The sequence below is a fragment of the Microbacterium paraoxydans genome (assembly GCF_018224615.1).
GTDB lineage: Bacteria > Actinomycetota > Actinomycetes > Actinomycetales > Microbacteriaceae > Microbacterium > Microbacterium paraoxydans_B.
Genome location: NZ_JAGTUK010000003.1, coordinates 589,558 through 612,693, shown reverse-complemented (window position 1 = coordinate 612,693; position 23,136 = coordinate 589,558). Strand labels below are relative to the sequence as shown.

The window sequence follows — 23,136 nt, the reverse complement described above, 5'->3', positions numbered from 1 at the left end:
TTCCCTAGACTCGGAGCATGTCGCTCACGCTCGAATCCTCGTTGGAGGAGGCCATCGGCGCGGCGTCGGCCAAGACGCTCGGCCGCGCTTTCGGCATGAAGACCGTGGGCGATCTGCTCGGTCACTATCCGCGCCGCTACGCCGATCCGGGCGAGCTCACGCCGATCCGCGACCTTCCGATCGGCGAGACGGTGACGATCGTCGCCGAGGTCCTGTCGTCGAGCTTCCGGCGTATGCGCAACCGTCCCGGCGCGATGGTCGACGTGGTGATCGGCGACGGTGTCGGCCGCATGTCGCTCACGTTTTTCGCGAAGAACATCGGGGCCGCCGAGTGGCGGTCGAACGATCTGGCGGTGGGCCGGCGCGGTGTCTTCTCCGGCAAGGTGGGGGAGTTCAACGGGGTCACGCAGTTCGCACACCCCGAGTACGAGCTGTTCGACGATGAGGATGCGGCGCGGCGTCGGGCGGACGCCCGGGCGGCGGTGCCGATCCCGATCTACCCCGCCACGTCGGCCATCCAGACGTGGCAGATCGCGCGCCTCGTCGGCCGTGTGCTCGATGGGCTCACCGAGGTGCCCGAGCCGCTGCCGGAAGAGGTGCGTCGCAGTGAGGAGCTGCTCACGGCCCGGGAGGCACTGGAGCACATCCACCGTCCGCGCACGCGCAACGACATCGATCCCGCGGTGCGCACCTTGCGCATGCACGAGGCGCTCACCCTGCAGACCGCCCTGCTCCAGCAGCGCGAGGCGGTGCGGGCGCTGGCGGCCACGTCGCGCCCCGCACGCCCCGGCGGTCTGCTGGAGCGGTTCGACGCGGCGCTTCCGTACACCCTGACGCCCGATCAGGAGTCGGTGGGACGGCAGATTGCACAGGATCTGGTCGGCGCGTGGCCGATGAATCGCCTGGTGCAGGGTGAGGTGGGTTCGGGCAAGACGCTGGTCGCCCTGCGGGCGATGCTGCAGGTGGCGGAGAGCGGTGGGCAGGCGGCGCTGATCGCCCCGACCGAGGTGCTCGCAGCGCAGCATCTGCGCTCCATCACCAAGATGCTGGGTCCTCAGCTTGCGCCATTGCTCATGCCGACGCTGCTCACCGGGCAGCTCCCGGCCGCGGAGCGCCGCAAGGCCGCGCTTCGGGTCGCGTCCGGGCAGTCGCTCATCGTGGTGGGCACGCACGCGCTGCTGGGGGAGAAGACCACGTTCGCCGACCTCGGGCTCGTGGTCGTCGACGAGCAGCACCGCTTCGGCGTGGAGCAGCGGGAGGCGCTGCGCGCCAAGGGATCGAGTCCACACGCGCTCGTCCTCACCGCGACGCCGATCCCGCGCACGGTCGCGATGACCGTGTTCGGCGACCTCGACACGTCGGTCATCCGCACGATGCCCGCCGGTCGTGCGGGCATCGAGTCGTACGTCGCGCCGCTCGCGGAACATCCCGGCTGGTTCAACCGCGTGTGGGAACGCGCGGCAGAGGAGATCGCACAGGGCCGCCAGGTGTTCGCAGTGTGCGCGGCGATCGACACGGCTGCGAAGACCGCGGAGGCAGGGGAGCAGGAGCTGTTGGCGCCGGAGGGCGGCAAGGGTCCGCGCTGGGGTGTCGTGCAGCTCGACGAGGCGCTGGCCACGCATCCGACCCTCGGCGGGCTGCGGCGCGCGGTGCTGCACGGCCGGATGCCGTCCGAGGAGAAGGACGCGGTGATGCAGTCCTTCGCCCGCGGCGACATCGATCTGCTGCTGGCGACCACGGTGATCGAGGTCGGGGTGGATGTGCCCAACGCGTCGACCATGATCGTGCTCGACGCCGACCGCTTCGGCGTCTCCCAGCTCCACCAGTTGCGCGGACGTGTTGGTCGTGGTGGCGTGCCGGGTCTGTGCCTGCTCGTCACCGAGGCGGAGGCCGGTTCGGTCGCACGGGAGCGGGTGGAGGCGGTCGCCGCGACGCTCGACGGCTTCGCGCTGGCCGAAGTCGACCTGGAACTGCGGGGCGAGGGGGACGTGCTCGGCGCGGCGCAGGCCGGGGTGCGGTCGTCGCTCAAGCTGCTGCGCGTGGTCAAGGACGCGGGGCTGATCACGCGGGCGCGGGAACTGGCCGAGGCGATCCTGTCCGATGACCCGGAGCTGGCGCGACACCCGGGGCTCCGCGATGCCATCGGGCGCCGCGTGACGGACGAGGACAGGGCCGCGCTGGCGAAGAACTGACGCCGTTCTGGCGTGCCCTAGGCTGGAGACATGAGCAGCAGGATCGCCGTCGTCCCGGGTTCGTTCGATCCGCCGACGCTGGGTCACCTCGACGTGATCCGCCGTGCGGCCGCCCTGTACGACGAGCTGCACGTGCTCGTGGTGCACAACCCGGGCAAGGAGGCGATGCTGCCGATCGCTCAGCGCTTGTCGCTGCTCGAGCGCTCGATCGCCGAGGATGGCATGCAGGGCAACATCGTGATCGGCTCGTGGAGCATGGGCCTGCTCGTCGATTACGCGCGCGATGTCAACGCGGGTGTGCTGGTGAAGGGCATCCGCTCGCAGGTCGACGTGGCGTATGAGTCGCCGATGGCGATCGTGAACCGCCACCTCGCCGACATCGAGACCGTGTTCCTTCTTCCCGATCCGGCCCATGCGATGGTGTCCAGTTCGCTGGTGCGGCAGGTCGCCTCGCTGGGTGGCGATGTGTCGCCGTTCGTCCCGCCCGCGGTGGCGTCTTTCCTCGACACGGGTGCGCGCGGCATCTGAGGTCCCCGAGCCCCCGTCCGGCCCGGTCGCAGGGAGACCCCGGTAGCATTGTGGGGTGCGTTCCCGACTCAACAGCCCCTTCGTGCTCCCTGTTCGTGACATCGTCCGGCGTCCGGGTGAGATGCGTGAGCACTCCTTCACGGTGACGCTGCCGGAGCAGTGGGGTGAGGGAATCGTGACTTTCGAATCGGGCTCGGAGCTCGATCTCGACGTGCGTCTGGAGTCGGTCCACGAGGGGATTCTGGTGTCGGGGTCGGCTGATGGGGAGTACGTCGGCGTCTGCGGACGGTGCCTCACCGACATCTCCGAGCCTGTCGAAGTCGAGTTCCAGGAGCTTTTCGCGTATCCTGGTGAGGAAGAAACTGACTTCGAGGTTCAAGACGACCACGTGGATCTTGAAACTCTCGTCAGGGATGCGGCCGTATTGTCGCTTCCATTTCAGCCGGTGTGTCAGCCGGATTGCCTCGGGCTCGACCCGGTCACAGGCGAGAGGCTGACCGAGAGCACCGGGACGGAGCAGGCCGCTCCCATCGATCCTCGATGGAGTGCGCTCCAGCAGATCACAGACCAAGACGGCACGGCAGAGAGTCGCGCCGCCGAGAAAGAAGAGAGCTAGTCATGGCTGGTAACCCCCCGAAGCGCAAGGTCTCCCGTTCGAACACCCGCTCGCGCCGCGCGCAGTGGAAGGCGGAGGCTCCGGCCCTCGTCAAGACCATCGAGAACGGCAAGGTCGTCTACAGCCGTCCGCACCAGGCGAAGGTCGTCACCGACTCGCAGGGCACCGAGCTCTTCCTGGAGTACAAGGGCCGCAAGGTCGCCGACGTCTGAGTCTCGTACCGTGACGGAGGTCCCCGGGGGGACGAGACCTCTCCCAGCCAAGCTCCGCGTCGATATCGACGCGGAGCTTCTGGAGTTGGCGCTCACTCACCGCTCGTACGCGTATGAGCACGGCGGCATCCCGCACAATGAGCGCTTGGAGTTCCTCGGCGACTCGGTACTCGGGCAGGCCGTCACCGTCATGCTCTTCACGACGCACCCCGACCTCGACGAGGGCGAGCTGGCCAAGCGTCGGGCGAGTGTCGTCTCGACGGTGGCGCTGGCGGAGGTGGCTCGCAGCATCGATCTGGGCAGTCACCTGCTGCTCGGTCGTGGCGAGGAGCAGACCGGTGGACGCGACAAGGATTCGATCCTCGCCGACACCATGGAGGCCGTCATCGGCGCCACGTACCTCTCGGCGGGGCCGGAGGCGGCGACGGAGCTCGTGCTGCGTCTGACCGAGCCCCTGCTCGCCGATCCGGAGCGGTACGGCGCGGCCATGGATCCGAAGACGAGTCTGCAGGAGCTCGCGGCTCGCGTCGGGGCGACCCCGCCGCAATACTCGGTGGAGGCCGCCGGTCCCGATCACGATCGTCGCTTCACCGCCACGGTCGCCGTCGGAGACGTCGAGATGACCGGCACGGGGAGCAGCAAGAAGACCGCGGAGATGGCGGCTGCGCTCAGCGCGTGGCGCGTGCTCAACGAGCGTGCCTGAGCTTCCCGAGGTCGAGGTCGTCCGGGCCGGACTGGCTCCGGCGGTGGTGGGGGCCACGATCGCCTCCGTCAGCGTGCTCGACGATCGTGCCCTCACGCGCCATCTCGCGGGCCCGACGGATTTCGTGGCGCGCCTGGAGGGGCGGACCGTCACGGCGGCGTCTCGCCGTGGCAAGTTCCTGTGGCTTCCGCTGGACGACGATGCGTCGGCGCTGATGGCACACCTCGGCATGAGCGGGCAGCTCCTGCTGCGCGCCCCGGGGTCGGTGCCTGAGCGCCACGAGCGCGTGCGTATCGCCATCGAGCATCCGCAGCACGGCGAGTTGGCGGTGGTCTTCGCGGATCAGCGCACGTTCGGATCTCTCGCGGTCGATGGCCTGGTCGACGATGGGCCGACCCGCATTCCCACGCAGGCCGCCCACATCGCGCGGGACCCGATGGACGAGCTGTTCGACGACGTCCTGTTTCTCGACTCCTTGCGCCGCCGGGGCAGTGCGATCAAGCGCGCGCTGCTCGACCAGACCCTGGTGAGTGGCATCGGCAACATCTACGCCGATGAGGCGCTGTGGGCAGCGCGAGTCCACCCTGAGACGCCGGCCTCCCGGCTGGGCCGTCCCACCGCGGAACGTCTGCTCGCGGAGGTACGGCTCGTGCTGGCGAAAGCACTGGCCGAGGGCGGCACGAGCTTCGATGCGCAGTACGTCAACGTCAACGGTCAGGCGGGCTACTTCGCGCACTCCCTCAATGCGTACGGTCGCGGCGGCGAACCATGCCCGCGGTGCGGGGGACCGATCACCCGCGTGTCGTTCATGAACCGCTCGTCGCACTACTGCCCGCGGTGTCAGCGCCGCCGCTGAGCCTCCGACTCACGCCGGTGCGAACGCCTTCTTCAACAGCGGTGTCGTCGACCACGTGCTGGCCCAGACGAGGACGACCCCGAGCACGAGCACACCGAGGATGGTTGCCATGGACAGTGGTGCGAACAGCAGGCTCAGCCCCACCAGCGGCAGCACGAGCGCAGCACCGCAGGCGGCGGAGCCGATCGAGGCGACGAGCAGAGGTGACATGACGGCGCGTCGCCGTGCCCGCTGCACCGCGTCCATGGGCACGCCGAGGTAGTGCAGGCTGCGGTGCAGCGCCGTGTTGTCGATGACGTCTGACGCCTGGTTGATGCTGACGGAGACGGCGACCATCACGAACGAGGCGACGAGTGTGATGATCAGCCCGGTCCGGATGTCCGCGAACAGCTCACGGTCTCGGGACGCCAGGTCCGCTCCGCTGGCGAGGCCGAGCAGGGCGACGCCGCTCCCGGCGATCACCGCCATGAAGCTCGTCATGGCCACGCCGCCGACGTGGCGCCAGGCGGTCTTCGGCGACTCGAGGATCATGCGGGCGGCGAGCAGCTTCTCGGTCCTGTCGGCACGGCGGAGTTGCGTGTTGGCTGCCACCCGCACCGCCCACGGGCCGACCAGGTTGAGGACGGCGAGACCGGCACCGAACACGCCGGCGATCGCGATGACGAGGAAGGCGATGCCGCCGCCGGCCGGAAGGAACTGGAGGACCAGGACCCCCGCGCCGACGACCACCACCGCGATGACGCCCCGCAGCCAGTGCACCCGGGGCGCTTCTGTGCGTGTGCGGACGCCGAGGGGCGAGATGACGACCTTGCGCAGCGCGACGGTCGCGCTCACCGCGGCGAGGAGTACGACTCCTGCGCCCACCAGGGCGATCTGCCCCGGTGGGAGGACGACCGAGGCGGTGCCGAGGGGCGCACCTCGGAAGGGGATGAGGCCGATCAGCGGACTGGTGACGAGGTGGACGATCACACCGGCGGCAGCGCCCACGAAGGCGAGCATCGTGGACTCCGCGATCGTGACGCCGGCGACGCCGGCGGGGGAGACACCGAGGAGTCTCAGGGTCGAGAGGCGCTCATCGCGGCGGCGTGCCGAGAGTCGCGCCGCCGCGCCGCCGAGTGTCGCGAGCGGGAGAACGAGGAGCACGAGGGCGATGGCCGCGAACAGCTGATAGAAGCCGGCGTACTCGTCCGTCCATGCCCAGAACGACTGTGCGCCGCCGATCACCGTCAGGATCAGCGCGGTCACGGCGGCGAAGGCGGTGACCGGGAGGACGACGGTGCTCAGCTGTCCGCGCGACGGGCGCAGCAGGACCGCGAGGACGGAGGCGTTCACGCGTTCACCGTCGCCGAGATGAACTGACCGTCGCGCACCATGATGGTCCGCGTGCAGCGTGCGGCGACTCCGGCGTCATGGGTGACCACGACGAGGGTTCGCCCCTGACCCGTCGTCGACCACAGCAGCGCGTCCATGACCTCGACCGACGTGTGAGAGTCGACCGACCCGGTGGGCTCGTCGGCGAACACCAGCTCCGCCTCGTTCATCTGTGCACGGGCGATCGCGACGCGCTGCGCCTGACCTCCGGACAGTTCGCCGATGCGACGCTCCTCCATGCCGCCGAGGCCGAGAGCCTGCAGGCAGGCGGCAGCCCGGTTCTGCGCATCCGGACGCCGGACTCCGTTGATCATCGCTGCCAGCGCGACGTTCTCGACAGCGGTGAGCTCGGGGATGAGCAGTCCCTGCTGGAAGACGAAACCGAACCGCTCCCGTCGGAGCCGTGACCGCGCCGTCTCGCCGAGCCCCGTGACGTCGACCTGCTCGCCGGTCGCGCTGTGGAACGTGACCTGTCCGCTGTCGGGGGCGGCGATACCCGCCAGGACATGCAGGAGCGTGCTCTTCCCGGAACCAGAGGGGCCCATGATGGCGAGGGACTCGCCGCGATGGATCGAGAGACTGACGCCGTCGAGTGCGTGCGCGGAGCCGTAGCTCTTGCGCAGCTGGGCGGCGGTGAGGACTGCGGAATTCATGATTCCATCCTTCGCTCGCGATGCGGCGGACGCGTCGGGCGCACGAACGAGATCGGAGCGCCTTCCGTCATCCTTCAGGATGACGGAAGGCGCCTCGCTCACACGCGCTTCTGCCAGGCGCCCGCATATGAGACGGGACGGAACCCCACTGCCTCGTTGATGTCGAGCATCGGGCGGTTCTCCTCGGCGTTGAACGTGGACACCGCGGGGGAGTCCGGCATCAACTCCCGCCAGCGCAGCAGGTTGGCGCACTTGACGATCGTCCCGAGGCGGTGGCCGCGGTGCGCGGACGACACCAGTGTGCCGAACTGATGTGTGACCCCCGTGCGGTCGGCGCCGATGAGCAGTTCGTTGTACGCGACGAGGTCTCCGCTCGGCACGTGCTCGACGGCGACGACCGAGACGGCCTGACCGGCGGCGGTGAGCCGAGCGTCTCGTCGCTCCACGCGGTCTGCATCCCACACCTCTGCGACGAAGTCCATGTCGCCACTGGGTGCGTCGGTCGAGAGCCGCGCGAGCACGGCTGCATAGCCGGCCCGCAGTTCCGGCGGCGTCGGGAACATCCACTCCCGCACGCGGTAGTCCGGTCCGGCGTGCTCGAGAGCGCTCTCGAGCATGGCGCGCACTGGAGCGGGGTCGGCACGAAGGTCGAACTCGCTGTTGCGCTCGACCTGCTCCAGGGTGAAGCCACGCGCCTCGAGCAGGTCGCTGACCGCCGTGGCGGGGATGCGCCCCCAGCCGGTGCGGGGCACCAGCATGCGGTCGGACTCCTGCGGGCGGTGCAGGCTCCAGAACTGGAGTGTGTCGCGCCCGCGCGCACGCGCCTCGTTCTCCGCGCGTTCCAGCAGGGCGTCCTCGATGCCGCGGCCCCAGTGCTCCTCGGGGACCAGGAGGTCGATCTCGACGGCGCGAGCGTCGGCCTCCTGTGCGAACGCGAGAGAGACCATCCCGGCGATGTCCTCGCCGTCTCGTGCCACGAAGCCGAGGTTGAGCGTGTCGGAGTCGTCCTGCCAGGCCGGCAGCATCTGCGCGGCATCCGGGGCGAGGTCGGGAAGCCCGACCTGTTCGTCGCAGATTCGGCGGTTGAGGTCGCCGAAGACGCGGAACTCCTCGGCGTCGTCGGCGTCGAGCGAAGCCGGAACGATCAGAGGAGAGATGGTCAGTTCCGTGATGGTCATGTCTGGTCCTAGATCAAGGGATGGTCACAGGCGTGGAGGAGAGAACGGGTGGGTGCCCACCGGGGTGTCCCTCCGCTGCGGCGAGCGGAGGGACACCGGGAGCGAGACGTGGTGAGGGAGACACGGTCCCCTCAGCGCATGCCGCGCTGCATGTCGAACATCAACATGGCGTGCGACTCTGCGACCGAGCGGTGGCGCTGCTCGCCGGCCAAGAAGAAGCCGGCGGGGGCGAGCGTCGTGCTCCGGCGCGGGCGGTGGGGTCGCTGTGCCCGCTGGAACAGCCAGAGGCCGATCCGGAGGGAGAGGCGATCCGCGAGTCCGAGCCGACGCAGTTCGTCGTCGCGGGGGATCTGCAGGACCTCGCGGTCCTGGATATCGGGCGGGTGGGAGGTGCTGCGGTACAGCGTGGTGTTCACGATGATTCCTTCGAGGTTGCGTGAGTGGGTGCTGCGGAAGCACCGGCGCAGGCCGAGGATCCGGCCGAGACGGTGCGGACGGAGAGAAGCCGTCGGGCCGCGGAACGCGGACGCCGGTGACGGCGGGAAGGAGCCGTGACCCGGTCGGGTCAGAGGGAGGTGGCACGGACGAACCGGCGCAGAACGGGGCCTCTCAGAGAGGCGCGGTATCTGGCTGCGGTTCTAGCAGGTCGTGCTCAGGCGGACGCCGGCGGTTACCGAGTACGCACGGCGAGACGCAGAGTGCGCTGGCGCGACGAGGCCGTTGGCCTTCGCGGTGTGCTGGGTGATCATCATCGGTAACCTCCTTTCGTGTGGCGATCCGGAGGCCAACCGTAGCGAAACTCACAGCAGATCGTCAAGCATCACGTGCTAGCACCGGCGTGTCGCAGGTCGATGATGTTGGCGTCGTCCCCGCGCGGGATGCCCGCCGATCCGCGGGATTCCGGTAGCGTAGCGGCGTGAATCTCCCCCGACGAGCGGCCACCGCATGCATCTGAAGAGCCTGACGCTCAAGGGGTTCAAGTCGTTCGCGCAGCCGACGAGTTTCGTGTTCGAACCCGGCGTCACGTGCATCGTGGGGCCCAACGGGTCCGGCAAGTCGAACGTGGTCGACGCGCTCGCGTGGGTCATGGGCGAGCAGGGGGCCAAGACGCTTCGCGGCGGCAAGATGGAGGACGTCATCTTCGCCGGCACGTCCACTCGCGGGCCGCTGGGCCGCGCCGAGGTGCAGCTGACGATCGACAACGCCGACGGTGCCCTTCCCATCGAGTACGCCGAGGTCACGATCAGCCGGACGCTGTTCCGCAACGGCTCCAGCGAGTACGCCATCAACGGAGAGAGCTGTCGGCTGCTGGATGTGCAGGAGTTGTTGAGCGACTCGGGCCTGGGCCGGGAGATGCACGTGATCGTGGGCCAGGGCCGCCTCGATACCGTGCTGCAGGCATCTCCGGAGGACCGACGCGGCTTCATCGAGGAAGCGGCAGGGATCCTCAAGCACCGTCGTCGCAAGGAGAAGACGCTCCGCAAGCTCGACGCGATGGAGGCGAACCTCACGCGGCTCAGTGACCTGGCGGGCGAGATCCGCCGGCAGCTGAAGCCGCTCGGGCGGCAGGCCGAGATCGCCAGAGAGGCGCAGACCATTGCGGCGGTGGTCCGGGACGCGAAGGCGCGACTCTTCGCGGACGACGTCGTGGCGTTGCGCACGGCGCTCGCGGACCACACCCGCACCGAGCAGGAGCGTCACACGGAGCGGCTGGTCCTGTCGGATCAGGCGGAGGCCGTGCGCGCGAGCATCGCCCGGCTCGAGAAGGACCAGAACTCGGTCGCGGTCGATGCCGCCCGTGGGGTGGCGTTCGGCCTGGAGCAGGTGCAGGAGCGCATGCGCGGCCTGTATACCCTCGCGAATCAGCGTCTGGCGCTGCTCGGGTCCGAGGAGGATGACGCAGCGGTGACCGCGGTCACGGTGACGCAGGCGACCATCGATGAGGCGAAGGAGGAGATCGAGTCCATCTCCTCCGGCCTCGGTGATGCGCAGGACGCGGCGGTGGCGGCGAGTCGGGAGGTTGTTCACGCCAGGGCCGAGCTCGACACGCTGGACGTCGACATCGCAGAGCAGAGCGCGCTCGTGTCGGAATACGACATGAGGCTGACGGCGCTGCGGGGAGCCGCAGACGCAGCGGCCTCTGCGCTGGCGGCGGTCCGGGGCGCGGTGCTCCGGCAGGAGAACGCGCTGGAGGCGGCCAACGAGCGTCGCAGGGAAGCCGCCGAGGCTTTGGAGGCGATCGAGGACGCGGAGGCGCCGCAGGGCACGGCCGTGGAGCATGTGGCCGCGTACGAGAGCGCCCAGCGCGCAGCGACCGCCGCGGAGGCCGAGCGTGAGACCCTGCGTGAGCGCCTGCATGCGGCCGAGCGTGAGGTCGATTCGCTCACGGCGAAGGCTGCTGCGCTCAGCAGCGCGCTGTCGCTGTCTGGCGGCGCGGCGGAGATCGTGAAGGCGGGCGGCGCCGGCGTGCGCGGCCTGGTCGGCGATGCAGTCCAGGTCCGCCCGGGGTTCGAGGCGGCGATCGCCGCTGTGCTCGGGCCGCTCGCCGAGGGCGTGCTCATCGATACCACCGACGACGCGTTCGCCCTGGCGTCCGAAGCCGCGGAACACCGCCGCGGTGTCGTCGACTTCGTCATCGCTCAGGCGCAGCCTCCGGAGGCCGTGCGTGCACCCGTCGAAGGCGTCACGGCGGCGGTGGACGTGGTCACCGCTCCGGACGGTGTGCTCGGCGTCCTGTCGCATGTCCTTATCGCGGACGACCTCGATGCGGCGCGCGCGGCGAGGGCTGCTCTCGACGCCCTGTCCGACACGGCCACCACGATCGTCACGACCGCGGGCGATGTTGTGACCGCGCAGACGCTGCGCACGGGGTCGGGCGGCGAGCGCTCACGACTCGAGCTCGCGGCGGAGCGCGATGCGGCGACGGAGCGGCTCAGCGAGATCCAGATCGTGGTCGACTCGCTGCGTGAGGCTCGAATCGATGCCGACGAGCTGGTCGAGACGACGCGCCGACAGGCGAAGGAGGCGCTGCGGGCGCTGCGTGAGCACGACGCCGCCCTGGCGACGCACGCCGAGCAGGTCAACCGCGTCACGGTGCGACACGAGTCCGCGGTCGCGGAGTGTGAGCGTCTGGAAGCGGGGCTCGCCCAGGCGCAGTCCGCTGTCGCGGACGCTGAAGCCAAGGCCGAGTCCGCCCGCGCGGAACTCGACGAGGCGGTCGCGGCGCCCCGCCCGGTGCTCGACGCGTCCGCGCGCGACGGCCTGCTGGAGGCGCTGGAGCTCGCGCGTGAGGGCGAGGTGCGAGCGCGGCTCGAGGTCGAGACGTTGCGGGAGCGCGTCCGTGCGGCCCAGGCGCGTGTCACGGCCCTCGAGCGGCAGCGGGAGCAGGAGCGCGACGCTGCTGCGGAGGCCGCTCGCCGTGCCGTGATCCGCCGGGCACAGCGCGAGGCGGCGTCCGGCGTGGCCGCGGAGTTGCCGCGCATCCTCGACTCCCTCGACCGTTCTGTCACGGAGGCTCGGGTGGCGCTGGCCGAGGCGGAGGCAGCGCGGGCGGCACAGAACGAGGAGTTGGGGGAGCTGCGGCGACAGGAGACCTCGCTGCGGGAGCGCCTCGCGGGACTCACCGAGAGCGTGCACGGCCTGGAGCTGCAGATCCACGAGAAGAAGCTGCATCTGCACAGCCTGCTGGAGCGGGTGTCGTCCGAGCTCTCTCTCGACGAAGATATTCTTGTTGCGGAATATGGCCCTGACCAGCTCGTTCCGCGCGATCTCGGCGCGGATCCCGCACCCGACGAGCTTCTCGACGACACGGCGATCCCGTTCGATCGCCGCATCCAGCAGCGTCGTCTCGCGGATGCGGAGCGCAAACTGGCTCAGCTCGGTCGGGTGAATCCTCTCGCGCTGGAGGAGTTCGCGGCGCTGGAGCAGCGGCACGCGTTCCTCACTGAGCAGCTCGCCGATCTGACCCAGACGCGTCAGGATCTGCTCACGATCATCGCCGATCTCGATGAGCGCATGCAGACGATCTTCGCGAGCGCCTTCGAGGACACGAAGGAGGCCTTCGGACAGGTCTTCCCGCTTCTGTTCCCCGGCGGCGCTGGAAGCATCTCGCTCACCGACCCCGACAACATGCTCACCACCGGCATCGAGGTCTCGGTGCGTCCGGTGGGCAAGAAGATCGAGCGGCTGTCGCTCCTGTCGGGCGGCGAGCGCTCTCTGGCGGCGGTCGCGCTTCTCGTCGCGATCTTCAAGGCGCGACCGAGTCCGTTCTACATCTTGGACGAGGTCGAGGCGGCGCTCGACGACGCGAACCTCGGTCGTCTGCTGACGGTGTTCGAGCAGCTGCGGGAGAGTTCGCAGCTCCTCGTGATCACGCACCAGAAGCGGACGATGGAGATCGCCGACGCCCTGTACGGGGTGTCGATGCGTCAGGACGGGGTCTCGGCGGTCGTGGGCCAGCGGGTCGGAGATCGCGCCGCCGCGGCGAGCTGAGTTCGCGTCACGTGGTCGCGTCACCGAGTTCGCGCTCGAACTCGTCGACCACCCGCTGGAAGCTCGGCGTGTCCTGCACGCGGTGACCGGCCCCGGGGAGGACGCGGTGCCGTGCCCCGTGGCGTGTGAGCGCGCTCGCGATCGCTTCGTACTCGTCGTTCCATCCTCCGGTGACGACGAGGGTCGGTATGCCTGCTGCCTCGTCGCCGCGCAGGCCGTGACCCCACGGGAGGTTGATGGTGGACCACCGTTCCGCCGTGGCGCGCTCGTCGTCCCAGTGCTCGCGTTGGATCGGGCCGCCGAACATGAGGGGGCGCAGGATGGCCCAGAAGCCGTAGAGGTCGCCGGCCAGCGCTCGTTCCCGCGCCTCGGTGACGATGCTGATGTGGCGTTCGACAGCGCTGTTTCCTCTGGCGATGTCGTAGAGAGCCGGTTCGACGAGGACCAGGCCGGATAGCTTGAGCCCGCGGGCGGCTGCCAGGACCGCGGGTACCGCGCCGATGGAGTGGGCGAACACGACGGGGGCGACCGCCATCCCGATCAGCGTTCTCGTCTGTTCCTCGATGGTGGAGTCCCGAGCGAAGCTGACGAACTCACCCGTGTCTTCACCGATCGATGGCCACGCGGCGGTCCCGCGGCGTCCAGAGCCGTGGATGAGCAGTCGATGGGGGTGATGGGCGCCGGTCATCCGTGGATGCTACCCGTAGGCTGGAGTCATGGCAGAGAAGTCCTGGTCTCTCGGTCGCGCGCTGCGCGGCATGTTCGTCAAGCCCACGATCGATGAGACGACGTGGGAGGACTTGGAGACCGCTCTGATCACGGCCGACTTCGGGCCCGACATCAGCGAGCGCATCGTCGAGGAGCTGCGCGACAAGGTCGCGAAGTACCGGACGACCGACCCCCGCGATCTGCAGCGTATGCTCCGCGAGACGCTCGAGGAGCACTTCGCGAAGTTCGACACGACTCTGAAGCTGACCGAGCGCCCGGCGGTCGTGCTGGTCGTGGGCGTGAACGGCGTCGGCAAGACGACGACGATCGGCAAGTTCACCAAGTTCCTTCGCGGCTATCAGCGCAGCGTGGTGGTCGGAGCGGCTGACACGTTCCGCGCTGCCGCCGTCGACCAGCTCGCCACGTGGGCCCAGCGCGGAGGCGCGGCGATCGTCCGTCCGCAGCACGAGGGCCAGGATCCGGCGTCCGTGGCGTTCCAGACGGTCGAGTATGCGAAGCGCGAGGGCATGGAGATCGCGATCATCGACACCGCGGGCCGGCTGCACACCAAGGGCGGCCTGATGGACGAGCTCGGCAAGATCCGCCGCGTCGTGGAGAAGCAGGCCCCGATCAGCGAGGTCCTGCTGGTGCTCGATGCGACGACCGGGCAGAACGGCGTGATGCAGGCCGAGACGTTCCTGCAGCATGCGGGGGTGACGGGGCTGGTCTTGACGAAGCTCGACGGCTCCGCGAAGGGTGGCTTCGTGCTGGCCGTTCAGGAGCGCACGGGTATCCCCGTCAAGCTGCTCGGACAGGGTGAGGGCATCGACGATCTGACCGGTTTCACGCCGCACGTCTTCGTTCAGGCGCTGGTCGGCTGACACAGGACTACCGCCCTGGGCACGAGGCTGGTTTCATAGCGTTATGGCGATCGAACACGACTACTTCGGACTCCTGTCGTCGGGCCCCGACGGCTCGATCTTCTGGTCGGAGACGGTCGAGCTCGGCGACCAGAGCGTCACGGTCGACCTGACCGCCCCCGATCAGGACGACGTGTCCGCGGACGCTCTCGACATCGCCGCGGCGCTGATCGCGGGCCTCGAGAACGTCGACGCCACTGCCCGGCGCGGGATGCTGTCGGAGGTCGACGACCGCACCAGCGAGGTGACCGAGTACATCCTGCAGCAGCAGGAGGCGTTCGGTGACGATCTGCCCGACGTGCTGGTCGACGTCTCGGGCGACGCCGCGGTCGACATCATCCGTTCCTTGCGCCTGATGAGCATGACGATCCTGGCGGACGAGCACGGGGGATCGGAGCCGTTCGCCGTGCTGGAGTATGCGCTCGACGACAGCACCACGGACGACGTTCTGCTGGTGAACCTCGGCTCGGACGGCAGCGTGCAGTCCGTGATGAGCGCCGACTGAGCCGGCGCTCACCACGGCGTTTCAGACCGCCTGGGCGAACCCGAGCTCAGCGCCTTCGGCGATGTGCGCGAGGTGCGGCGGGATCTCCCGCCCCTTGGACGCCATGGACTGAGCCCACAGTCGCCCGGCGCGGTACGACGAGCGCACGAGTGGGCCGGCGAGCACGCCGAGGAAGCCGATCCGCTCTGCTTCCTCCTTGAACTCCACGAACTCTGCGGGCTTGACCCATCGGGCCACCGGAAGGTGACGCGGGGACGGCCGGAGGTACTGCGTGATGGTGATGATGTCGCACCCGGCGTCGTGGAGGTCCTGCAGTGCCTGCACGACCTCTTCCGGCTCTTCGCCCATCCCGAGGATCAGGTTGGACTTCGTGATGAGTCCGGCGTCCCGCGCCTGGGTCAGCACGCCGAGCGAACGCTCGTAGCGGAACGCCGGCCGGATGCGCTTGAAGATGCGCGGCACCGTCTCCACGTTGTGCGCGAACACCTCCGGGCGGGACTCGAACACCACGCCCAGCTGCGCGGGGTCGCCGTTGAAGTCGGTCGCGAGCAGCTCGACGCCGGTGTTCGGGTTGAGACGGTGGATCTGGCGGACGGTCTCGGCATTGAGCCACGCGCCGCCGTCGGGGAGGTCGTCGCGGGCGACGCACGTCACGGTCGCGTAGCGGAGGTTCATGCGCACGACGCTCTCCGCCACGCGTCGTGGTTCGTCGGTGTCGTAGTCCGCGGGCTTGCCCGTGTCGATCTGGCAGAAGTCGCAGCGCCGCGTGCACTGGGAGCCGCCGATCAGGAACGTCGCCTCGCGGTCCTCCCAGCACTCGAAGATGTTGGGGCATCCTGCTTCCTGACACACGGTGTGCAGGTCCTCGCTCTTCACCAGGGAGTGGAGGGCGGTGTACTCCGGGCCCATCTTCGCCTTGGTCCTGATCCACTCGGGCTTGCGCTCGATCGGGGTCTCCGCGTTGCGGATCTCGAGGCGGAGGAGCTTACGGCCCTCGGGGGCGGCGGTCATGCGGGAACTCCCGTCAGTGCGGTTTCAGTATCCGAGGCGAGGAAGGCATCGCGGACGGCGTCGACGAGGTCGAGCGGAGCGACCACGCTGCCGGATGCTTCGCTGACGGTGGTCACCCCGGCGTCGGTGATGCCGCACGGGATGATGTCGCGGAACGGCGCGAGGGAGTTGTCGCAGTTGATCGCGAAACCGTGCATGGTCACGCCCTGCTGTACGCGCACGCCGATGGCCGCCACCTTGTCTTCCGAGAGGGGGCGACGCACCCAGACGCCACTGCGACCGGGGACCTGGTAGCCGTCGACGCCGAACGGGCGGAGCACGTCGATCAGCAGCCGCTCCAACCGGCGCACGTGCGCGACGACGTCCATCGGCTCGGGGAGACGGACGATCGGGTAGCCGACGAGCTGCCCGGGCCCGTGCCAGGTGATCTTGCCACCGCGATCGACGTCGATCACCGGGGTTCCGTCCTGTGGGCGCTCGTGCGGCTCGGTGCGCTTGCCCGCGGTGTAGACCGCCTCGTGTTCGAGCAGGATGAGGGTGTCTGGCCGTGTGCCGGCGAGCACGTCGGCGTGCACCCGGCGCTGCAGTTCCCAGCCGTCGAGGTAGGGCACGGGGGTCGGGGTGAAACCGGGGGTGAGGATGTCGAGCATGGGGTCTCGCTTCCGGGATAGTTGGATTGCGTCTAAGAATACGCCCTCCCGGGACCTCGAAGCGCGACGCGCCGGGCGCGGTAGCGTGAGGGTATGACCTCCACCGGCCGCGCAGGCCGCCCCAAGGCGTCGTCGCGCGAGACGCTCGCCGAAGCGGCGTGCGAGCTGTTCCTGGAGCGTGGGTACGATGCCACGTCCGTCGCCGACATCACGCAGCGCGCCGGGGTCAGCCGCTCCAGCTTCTTCAACTACTTCACCTCCAAGAGCGACGTGCTCTGGTCCACGGTGGACGAGCGCATCGGTGAGGCTGTCGGGCGGTTGGACGCGCTGGGGGCTGCGGCGGAGGGTGGAGCCGTGCGTGACATCCTGCGTGCCATCGTCCGCGACTTCGCCCCGGACCCCCTCGCTCTGGCGCTGCGCAACGCCGCGGCCATGGGGTTGCAGGAAGAGCTCGTCCGCGACACCGGACTGCGTCAGGCACGGCTCGCCGGAGCGATCGCGACGGCGTCTCGCCGCGCGGGCGTCGACGTGATCCGCGCGGATGTGCTGGGGGCGGCGCACGCCGCCGCTGTGCTGTCGTCGCTGCGCGTGTGGGCGGAGCAGGGCGCCGGGCTCGGCACTCCCGAGACCGTGCTCGACGATGCTCTCGGCGCGATCTACGACCTCCCGTGGTCCGGCTGAGCGTGCACCCGGTGCTCGCGTAGAATCGGGAGCACCATGGCTACCTTTGGATCCCTCTCCGACCGTCTCACCGAGACCTTCCGCAACCTCCGCACGAAGGGGAAGCTCACCGCCGCCGACGTCGACGGCACGGTGCGCGAGATCCGTCGGGCTCTGCTCGACGCCGACGTCGCCCTCGCGGTCGTGAAGGACTTCACGGCGAAGGTGCGTGAGCGCGCGCTCGGCGATGAGGTCAACAAGGCGCTGAACCCCGCCCAGCAGGTCGTGCAGATCGTGAACGAGGAGCTCGTGCAGATCCTCGGCGGTGAGCAGCGGCGCCTGCAGTTCGCCAAGACGGCGCCCACCGTCATCATGCTCGCCGGACTCCAGGGGTCGGGCAAGACCACGTTCGCCGGCAAGCTCGCGAAGCAGCTGGAGGGAGAGGGCCACACGCCCCTGCTGGTCGCGGCCGACCTCCAGCGCCCCAATGCCGTGAACCAGCTTCAGGTCGTCGCGGAGCAGGCCGGTGCGACCGTGTACGCGCCCGAGCCCGGCAACGGCGTCGGCGACCCGGTCAAGGTCTCGCGCGACGGTGTCGAGCACGCCCGTCGCCAGCAGCATGACGTCGTCATCATCGACACCGCCGGCCGCCTCGGCGTGGACGCCGAACTCATGAAGCAGGCCGCCGACATCCGCAAGGCGGTCGACCCCGACGAGGTGCTGTTCGTCATCGATGCGATGATCGGTCAGGACGCGGTCAACACCGCGAAGGCCTTCCAGGAGGGCGTCGACTTCACCGGCGTCGTGCTCTCGAAGCTCGACGGCGATGCTCGCGGTGGTGCCGCGCTCTCGGTCGCCTCGGTCACCGGCCGACCGATCATCTTCGCGTCGACGGGCGAGCGGCTGGAAGATCTCGAGCCGTTCCATCCGGATCGCATGGCGAGCCGCATCCTCGACCTCGGCGACATCCTCACGCTCATCGAGCAGGCGCAGCAGGCCTTCGACGAGGAAGAGGCGCTGAAGGTCGCGGAGAAGCTCGCGAACGAAGCCTTCACGCTCGAGGACTTCCTCGAGCAGCTGCAGCAGATGAAGAAGATGGGGTCCATGAAGAAGATGCTCGGCATGCTGCCGGGCATGGGCCAGATGAAGCAGCAGCTGGAGGACTTCGACGAGCGCGAGATCGACCGCACCGAGGCCATCATCCGCTCGATGACGCCGGGGGAGCGACGCAACCCGAAGATCCTCAACGGCTCGCGGCGGCTGCGCATCGCCCGTGGTTCTGGCATGACCGTGACCGACGTGAACCAGCTGGTGCAGCGCTTCGACCAGGCGGCCAAGATGATGAAGACCGTCGCCCGCGGCGGCACCCCGAACATTCCCGGCATGGGTCCGGTTCCCGGAATGGGTAAGCCGGGCGCGTCGTCCAAGCGCGGCAAGAAGGGCAAGGGTTCGCAGGGGCGCTCGCGTTCGGGCAACCCGGCCAAGCGCGCCGCGGAGAACGCCGGACTCGCCGCCTCCACGGCACCGACCGGCTCCGGCTTCGGTCTCGGCGGTGCCCCCGCTCCGACGGAAGCAGATCTCGCGGAGATCCAGAAGCTCTTCGGCAAGAACTGACGGTGTCAGGAGCGTAGAACCGGAACTCCGACAGTTCGGAGCGGCCTGGTGGGCTTCGCGCGCGCCGTGAACTGGCCGAACACGAGGGCACCGAGAGCGAGCACGACTCCGGCGACCTGGACCCCCGTGAAGCTCTCGCCCAGCACGACGACGCCGAGGATCGTCGCCACGACCGGGGAGAGCAGTGCGAGCAGTCCCGGTGCGACGACCGGGAGAAGCTGGATCCCCCGGAACCAGAGCGTGTACGCGATGATGCCGCCGGCGGTCCCCAGCCACACGTAACCGAGCGCCGCGCTCGCGTCGATGCGCGCGGGAACGCCCTCCATCATCACGGTGAGCGGAAGCAGGAGCAGTCCGCCCGCGCTCAGCTGCCAGCCGGCGTACACCACCGGGCCGACTCCCGCGGGACGTCCCCAGCGCTTCGTCAGGATCATGCCGAGGCCGGTCGCCGTGACGCCACCGAGAGCGGCGAGTACACCCCACAGGTCCAGGCGTGCGGCCGGCCCCAGCACCACGAGAGCAACCCCGGCTGCCCCCACCACGGCCGCGGCGGCGCTGGCGGCGCGGATGCGCTCGTGCAGCACCAGGGCGCCCATCGCCAGCACGATCAAGGGCTGCGCGCCGGCGACCGCCGCGGCGACACCACCGGGGAGCCGTTCGGCGGCGAGGAAGAGGAGCGGGAAGAACGCACCGATGTTGAGGGCCCCGAGCGCGAACATCTTCGCCCACCAGGTGCCTCGGGGCAGGCGGCGGGTGAGGAGCACGACCAGGAGTCCTGCGGGGAGGGAGCGAAGCAGTCCGGCGAACAGCGGGTGCCCGTCAGGCAGCAGTTCCGTGGTGACGAGGTAGGTGGTCCCCCAGGTCAGCGGGGCCACTGCGGTCAGCAGCAGGACGATGGCTCTGTTCATATGGCCAGCCTGCGATTACCGATCGCATGAGTCCAACGCACTCTTGTCACCGCAGCAATGAGCTCGGATCATGAATGGGTGGACCTTCAGCAACTGCGGTACGTCACGGCCGTCGCGGCGACCGGCAGCTTCACCCGCGCGGCCGAGCGCTGCTACGTCACCCAGTCGGCTCTGAGTCACCAGATCGCCGCCCTCGAACGCGAAGTCGGACACCGGCTCTTCGCGCGCACGAGCCGCAGTGTGCGTCTCACCGAGGCCGGTGAGGCCTTCGTCGTTCATGCGCGCACCGCGGTCCGAGCTGCCGAGCAGGCGAAGGAGGCCGCCGGTGCCGCGGCGGGGGAGGTGTCCGGAACGCTGCGTATCGGCGTCATCCCCACGGTCACCGCGGTGTCGGTGCCGGCGCTCCTGGAGGCTTTCCGGTCGGCGCATCCGGCTGTACGTGTCGAGTTGCGTGGCGGCAACAGCGACGCACTGATCACGGCGCTCCGCCGTGATGACCTCGACGTCGCACTGCTGGGCCTGCGCACTGAGGTGCGGCCGGAGGGCGTGGCGTCGCGCGAACTGCTGCGGCAGCCGCTCGTAGCGGTCCTGCCGAAGGGGCACGATCTCGCACAGCGGCGGCGGCTGCGACTCGCGGAGCTGGCTGATCGCACCTTCGCGGATTTCCCCGCCGGCACCTCAGGCCGTGCGCAGAGCGACGCCGCGTTCGCCGCCGCCGGGGTCGAACGCGACGTGGCCTTCGAGATCGACACGGCCCCGCTGCTGCTCGGCCTCGTGCGAGCCGGACTCGCGGTGACCCTGCTGGCCCCGGGGGTGCTTGACGGTGCGGACGACGTGGTGGCGGTGCCGCTCAGCGACGGCCCGGTGCGGACCGAGTACGTGGCGTGGGACTCCGTGGCGCCGAGGGCTGTCGCGCGTGCACTGCTGGCGGTACTCGACGGCATGCCGGAGCAGCGTCTGACTCGCGCCTGACGAGAAAGCGGGCCCGGGGGAGACCCCGGACCCGCTTGGTGATCACTCGGACTACTTCACGTCCTCGTCGACCCAGTCCATCGACTTGGTCACGGCCTTGCGCCACAGACGGAGCTGACGCTCGCGTTCCGCCTCGTCCATCGACGGCTCCCAGCGACGGTCCTCCTGCCAGTTGGCGGAGAGGTCGTCGAGCCCGCTCCAGAATCCGACCGCGAGCCCGGCCGCGTACGCGGCACCGAGTGCCGTGGTCTCGGCGACCACGGGACGCACGACCGGCACACCGAGCACGTCGGCCTGGAACTGCATGAGCGCGTCGTTGGCGACCATGCCGCCGTCCACCTTGAGCTCGCTCAGGTCGACCCCGGCGTCGGCGTTGACCGCGTCGAGCACATCGCGCGTCTGGAAGGCCACGGCCTCCAGTGCCGCGCGGGCGATGTGGTTCTTGTTGACGTACCGGGTGAGACCAACGATCGCGCCGCGGGCGTCGGGGCGCCAGTACGGGGCGAACAGACCGGAGAACGCGGGGACGATGTACACGCCGCCGTTGTCCTCGACCTGCTCGGCCAGCTTCTCGACCTCGGGCGCCGAGGAAATGATCCCCAGCTGGTCGCGGAGCCACTGGATGAGCGAACCGGTGACCGCGATCGATCCCTCGAGCGCATAGTGCGTCGGCTGGTCGCCGAGCTTGTACCCGACGGTCGTGAGCAGCCCGTTCTTCGAGTGGACGACCTCTTCGCCCGTGTTGAAGATCAGGAAGCAGCCGGTGCCGTAGGTGTTCTTGCTCTCGCCCTTCTGGAACGCGGCCTGCCCGAACGTCGCCGCCTGCTGGTCGCCGAGGATTCCGGCGATGGGAGTCTCGCGCAGCAGCGAGGAGCTCTCCGCGGTGCCGTAGACCTCGGAGGACGAGCGGATCTCCGGCATCATCGAGCGCGGCACGCCGAACACCTCGAGGATGTCGTCACGCCACTCGAGCGTCTCCAGGTCCATGAACAGCGTGCGCGAGGCGTTGGTCACGTCGGTGGCGTGCACGCCGCCGTCTACGCCACCGGTCAGGTTCCACAGCACCCAGCAGTCGGTCGTACCGAAGAGCAGGTCGCCGGCCTCGGCCTTCTCGCGAGCCCCCTCGACGTTCTCCAGGATCCACGCGATCTTGGTGCCGGAGAAGTAGGTCGCGAGCGGGAGACCGACGATCGGCTTGAACCGCTCGACGCCGCCGTCCGCTGCCAGACGGTCGACGATCTCCTGCGTGCGGGTGTCCTGCCAGACGATCGCGTTGTAGATCGGCTTACCGGTGGTCTTGTCCCACACGACGGCGGTCTCACGCTGGTTGGTGATGCCCACCGCGGCGATGTCGTGACGGGTCAGGTCGGCGCGTCCGAGCGCCAGCCCGATGACCTCCTGCACGTTGCGCCAGATCTCGGCCGCGTCGTGCTCGACCCAGCCGGCCTTGGGAAGGATCTGCTCGTGCTCCTTCTGACCGGTCGCGACGATGCTTCCCTTCTTGTCGAAGATGATCGCGCGGCTCGACGTCGTGCCCTGATCGATCGCGATGATGTAGTCAGCCATGTGTTCTCCTTTGAATTTCCGCGGGTTGACGGATCAACCGGCCAGGCCCAGCAGGACGGGTGCAGCGAGGGCGGCGATGACACCACCGATGAGGGGGCCGACGACCGGAACCCACGAGTAGCCCCAGTCGCTGGAACCCTTGCCCTTGATGGGCAGGATGGCGTGGGCGATGCGGGGGCCGAGGTCACGCGCCGGGTTGATCGCGTAACCGGTCGGACCACCCAGGGAAGCACCGATACCGACCACGAGCAGCGCGACGGGGAGGGCCGTAAGCGGGCCGAGGCCGCCGGGGGTGCCGATCTCGATGTCGCCGTAGTCCGCGAACGCGAAGATCACGAACACCAGCACGAACGTGCCGATGATCTCCGTGACGAGGTTCCACCCGTAGGAGCGGATGGCCGGGCCGGTCGAGAAGACGCCGAGCTTGTTGGCGGCTTCGGGCTCCTCGTCGAAGTGCTGCTTGTAGGCGAGCCACACCACGATCGCGCCGAGGATGCCACCGACGAGTTCAGCGGCAGTCGCCGTGAGGAACATCGCGACCGAGATCTTCCCGGCGACGAACAGGCCGATGCCGACGGCGGGGTTCAGGATGGCGCCGGAGTAGGCCGAGACGAGGACACCCGCGAACACCGCGAGACCCCAGCCCCAGTTGACCATCAGGAAGCCGCCGCCGAAGCCCTTGTTCTTCGCCAGGGCGACGTTCGCGACGACACCGCAGCCGAGCAGCACCAGCATCGCCGTGCCGACGAGCTCGGACAGGAAGTAAAGACCGAGATTGACGTCAGTCATGTCTTCATTGACCTTTCTTACGGGTCGAGGCCC

General features: G+C 69.2%; 22 protein-coding genes. 12 read left to right on the top strand and 10 right to left on the bottom strand.

Annotation, left to right across the window (positions count from 1 at the left end; all coding sequences use genetic code 11):
* Positions 1 to 17 precede the first annotated feature (17 nt).
* From KE274_RS13150 to mutM, 6 genes are all read left to right on the top strand, one after another.
* On the top strand, positions 18 to 2,192 hold the full coding sequence (locus KE274_RS13150; protein ID WP_211544423.1) for an ATP-dependent DNA helicase RecG: 2,175 nt from the start codon (positions 18 to 20) through the stop codon (positions 2,190 to 2,192).
* A gap of 30 nt (positions 2,193 to 2,222) precedes the next feature.
* Positions 2,223 to 2,720, top strand: coding sequence for a pantetheine-phosphate adenylyltransferase (coaD, locus tag KE274_RS13145; protein ID WP_211544421.1), 498 nt, complete (start codon positions 2,223 to 2,225; stop codon positions 2,718 to 2,720).
* A gap of 121 nt (positions 2,721 to 2,841) precedes the next feature.
* Positions 2,842 to 3,336 carry a YceD family protein gene (locus KE274_RS13140; RefSeq protein WP_211544966.1) on the top strand — a complete coding sequence of 165 codons (495 nt, stop codon included), beginning with the start codon at positions 2,842 to 2,844 and terminating at the stop codon, positions 3,334 to 3,336.
* A gap of 2 nt (positions 3,337 to 3,338) precedes the next feature.
* On the top strand, positions 3,339 to 3,548 hold the full coding sequence (gene rpmF / locus KE274_RS13135) for a 50S ribosomal protein L32 (protein WP_013586329.1): 210 nt from the start codon (positions 3,339 to 3,341) through the stop codon (positions 3,546 to 3,548).
* A 10-nt stretch (positions 3,549 to 3,558) separates the two neighbouring features.
* Complete coding sequence (rnc, locus tag KE274_RS13130) at positions 3,559 to 4,251, top strand: ribonuclease III (protein WP_211544419.1); 693 nt, start codon at positions 3,559 to 3,561, stop codon at positions 4,249 to 4,251.
* Positions 4,244 to 5,107 (top strand): bifunctional DNA-formamidopyrimidine glycosylase/DNA-(apurinic or apyrimidinic site) lyase, encoded by an 864-nt coding sequence (gene mutM, locus KE274_RS13125; protein WP_211544417.1) that lies wholly within the window; start codon positions 4,244 to 4,246, stop codon positions 5,105 to 5,107. Before rnc ends, mutM begins: the two co-directional genes overlap by 8 nt.
* A gap of 9 nt (positions 5,108 to 5,116) precedes the next feature.
* On the opposite strand, the gene KE274_RS13120 is transcribed toward mutM, so the two are convergent.
* The 4 genes from KE274_RS13120 to KE274_RS13105 all read right to left on the bottom strand — a co-directional run bounded on the left by KE274_RS13120 (position 5,117) and on the right by KE274_RS13105 (position 8,725).
* Entirely contained in the window at positions 5,117 to 6,439 is a 1,323-nt protein-coding gene (locus tag KE274_RS13120) for an FtsX-like permease family protein (RefSeq protein WP_211544415.1), read from the bottom strand.
* Positions 6,436 to 7,131, bottom strand: a complete 696-nt coding sequence (locus KE274_RS13115) for an ABC transporter ATP-binding protein (RefSeq protein WP_211544413.1) — start codon at positions 7,129 to 7,131, stop codon at positions 6,436 to 6,438. The genes KE274_RS13120 and KE274_RS13115 overlap by 4 nt, the downstream gene beginning before the upstream one ends.
* Before the next feature lie 98 nt (positions 7,132 to 7,229).
* On the bottom strand, positions 7,230 to 8,309 hold the full coding sequence (locus KE274_RS13110; RefSeq protein WP_211544411.1) for a GNAT family N-acetyltransferase: 1,080 nt from the start codon (positions 8,307 to 8,309) through the stop codon (positions 7,230 to 7,232).
* Positions 8,310 to 8,440: 131 nt separating this feature from the next.
* A complete protein-coding gene (locus KE274_RS13105; protein ID WP_211544409.1) occupies positions 8,441 to 8,725 on the bottom strand; it encodes a hypothetical protein in 285 nt (94 codons plus the stop codon).
* A gap of 529 nt (positions 8,726 to 9,254) precedes the next feature.
* Here KE274_RS13105 and smc point away from each other — a divergent pair.
* Entirely contained in the window at positions 9,255 to 12,800 is a 3,546-nt protein-coding gene (gene smc / locus KE274_RS13100; RefSeq protein ID WP_211544407.1) for a chromosome segregation protein SMC, read from the top strand.
* 7 nt (positions 12,801 to 12,807) lie between these two features.
* Here the strand turns inward: smc and KE274_RS13095 are convergent, their stop codons facing one another.
* The gene (locus tag KE274_RS13095; protein ID WP_211544405.1) at positions 12,808 to 13,488 is read right to left on the bottom strand and encodes an alpha/beta hydrolase; all 681 of its coding nucleotides are present in this window, start codon (positions 13,486 to 13,488) and stop codon (positions 12,808 to 12,810) included.
* A gap of 28 nt (positions 13,489 to 13,516) precedes the next feature.
* On the opposite strand from KE274_RS13095, the gene ftsY reads away from it, so the two are divergent.
* On the top strand, positions 13,517 to 14,389 hold the full coding sequence (ftsY, locus tag KE274_RS13090) for a signal recognition particle-docking protein FtsY (protein ID WP_211544403.1): 873 nt from the start codon (positions 13,517 to 13,519) through the stop codon (positions 14,387 to 14,389).
* 43 nt (positions 14,390 to 14,432) lie between these two features.
* Positions 14,433 to 14,933, top strand: a complete 501-nt coding sequence (locus KE274_RS13085) for a DUF2004 domain-containing protein (protein WP_211544401.1) — start codon at positions 14,433 to 14,435, stop codon at positions 14,931 to 14,933.
* A gap of 21 nt (positions 14,934 to 14,954) precedes the next feature.
* Here the strand turns inward: KE274_RS13085 and lipA are convergent, their stop codons facing one another.
* Together lipA and lipB are read right to left on the bottom strand one after the other, a co-directional pair.
* A complete protein-coding gene (lipA, locus tag KE274_RS13080; protein ID WP_211544399.1) occupies positions 14,955 to 15,944 on the bottom strand; it encodes a lipoyl synthase in 990 nt (329 codons plus the stop codon).
* Positions 15,941 to 16,594, bottom strand: coding sequence for a lipoyl(octanoyl) transferase LipB (lipB, locus tag KE274_RS13075; RefSeq protein ID WP_211544397.1), 654 nt, complete (start codon positions 16,592 to 16,594; stop codon positions 15,941 to 15,943). The genes lipA and lipB overlap by 4 nt, the downstream gene beginning before the upstream one ends.
* A 93-nt stretch (positions 16,595 to 16,687) precedes the next feature.
* Between lipB and KE274_RS13070 the strand changes: the two genes are divergently transcribed.
* Both KE274_RS13070 and ffh read left to right on the top strand, forming a co-directional pair.
* Positions 16,688 to 17,275 carry a TetR/AcrR family transcriptional regulator gene (locus KE274_RS13070; protein ID WP_211544395.1) on the top strand — a complete coding sequence of 196 codons (588 nt, stop codon included), beginning with the start codon at positions 16,688 to 16,690 and terminating at the stop codon, positions 17,273 to 17,275.
* Between the two features lie 36 nt (positions 17,276 to 17,311).
* On the top strand, positions 17,312 to 18,868 hold the full coding sequence (gene ffh / locus KE274_RS13065) for a signal recognition particle protein (RefSeq protein ID WP_211544393.1): 1,557 nt from the start codon (positions 17,312 to 17,314) through the stop codon (positions 18,866 to 18,868).
* A gap of 5 nt (positions 18,869 to 18,873) precedes the next feature.
* On the opposite strand, the gene KE274_RS13060 is transcribed toward ffh, so the two are convergent.
* On the bottom strand, positions 18,874 to 19,776 hold the full coding sequence (locus KE274_RS13060) for an EamA family transporter (protein WP_211544391.1): 903 nt from the start codon (positions 19,774 to 19,776) through the stop codon (positions 18,874 to 18,876).
* Between the two features lie 78 nt (positions 19,777 to 19,854).
* Between KE274_RS13060 and KE274_RS13055 the strand changes: the two genes are divergently transcribed.
* Positions 19,855 to 20,748, top strand: a complete 894-nt coding sequence (locus KE274_RS13055) for a LysR family transcriptional regulator (RefSeq protein ID WP_211544389.1) — start codon at positions 19,855 to 19,857, stop codon at positions 20,746 to 20,748.
* A 51-nt stretch (positions 20,749 to 20,799) separates the two neighbouring features.
* On the opposite strand, the gene glpK is transcribed toward KE274_RS13055, so the two are convergent.
* Positions 20,800 to 22,314, bottom strand: coding sequence for a glycerol kinase GlpK (gene glpK, locus KE274_RS13050; protein WP_211544387.1), 1,515 nt, complete (start codon positions 22,312 to 22,314; stop codon positions 20,800 to 20,802).
* A 33-nt stretch (positions 22,315 to 22,347) separates the two neighbouring features.
* A complete protein-coding gene (locus KE274_RS13045) occupies positions 22,348 to 23,103 on the bottom strand; it encodes an MIP/aquaporin family protein (RefSeq protein WP_211544385.1) in 756 nt (251 codons plus the stop codon).
* Positions 23,104 to 23,136: the final 33 nt, after the last annotated feature.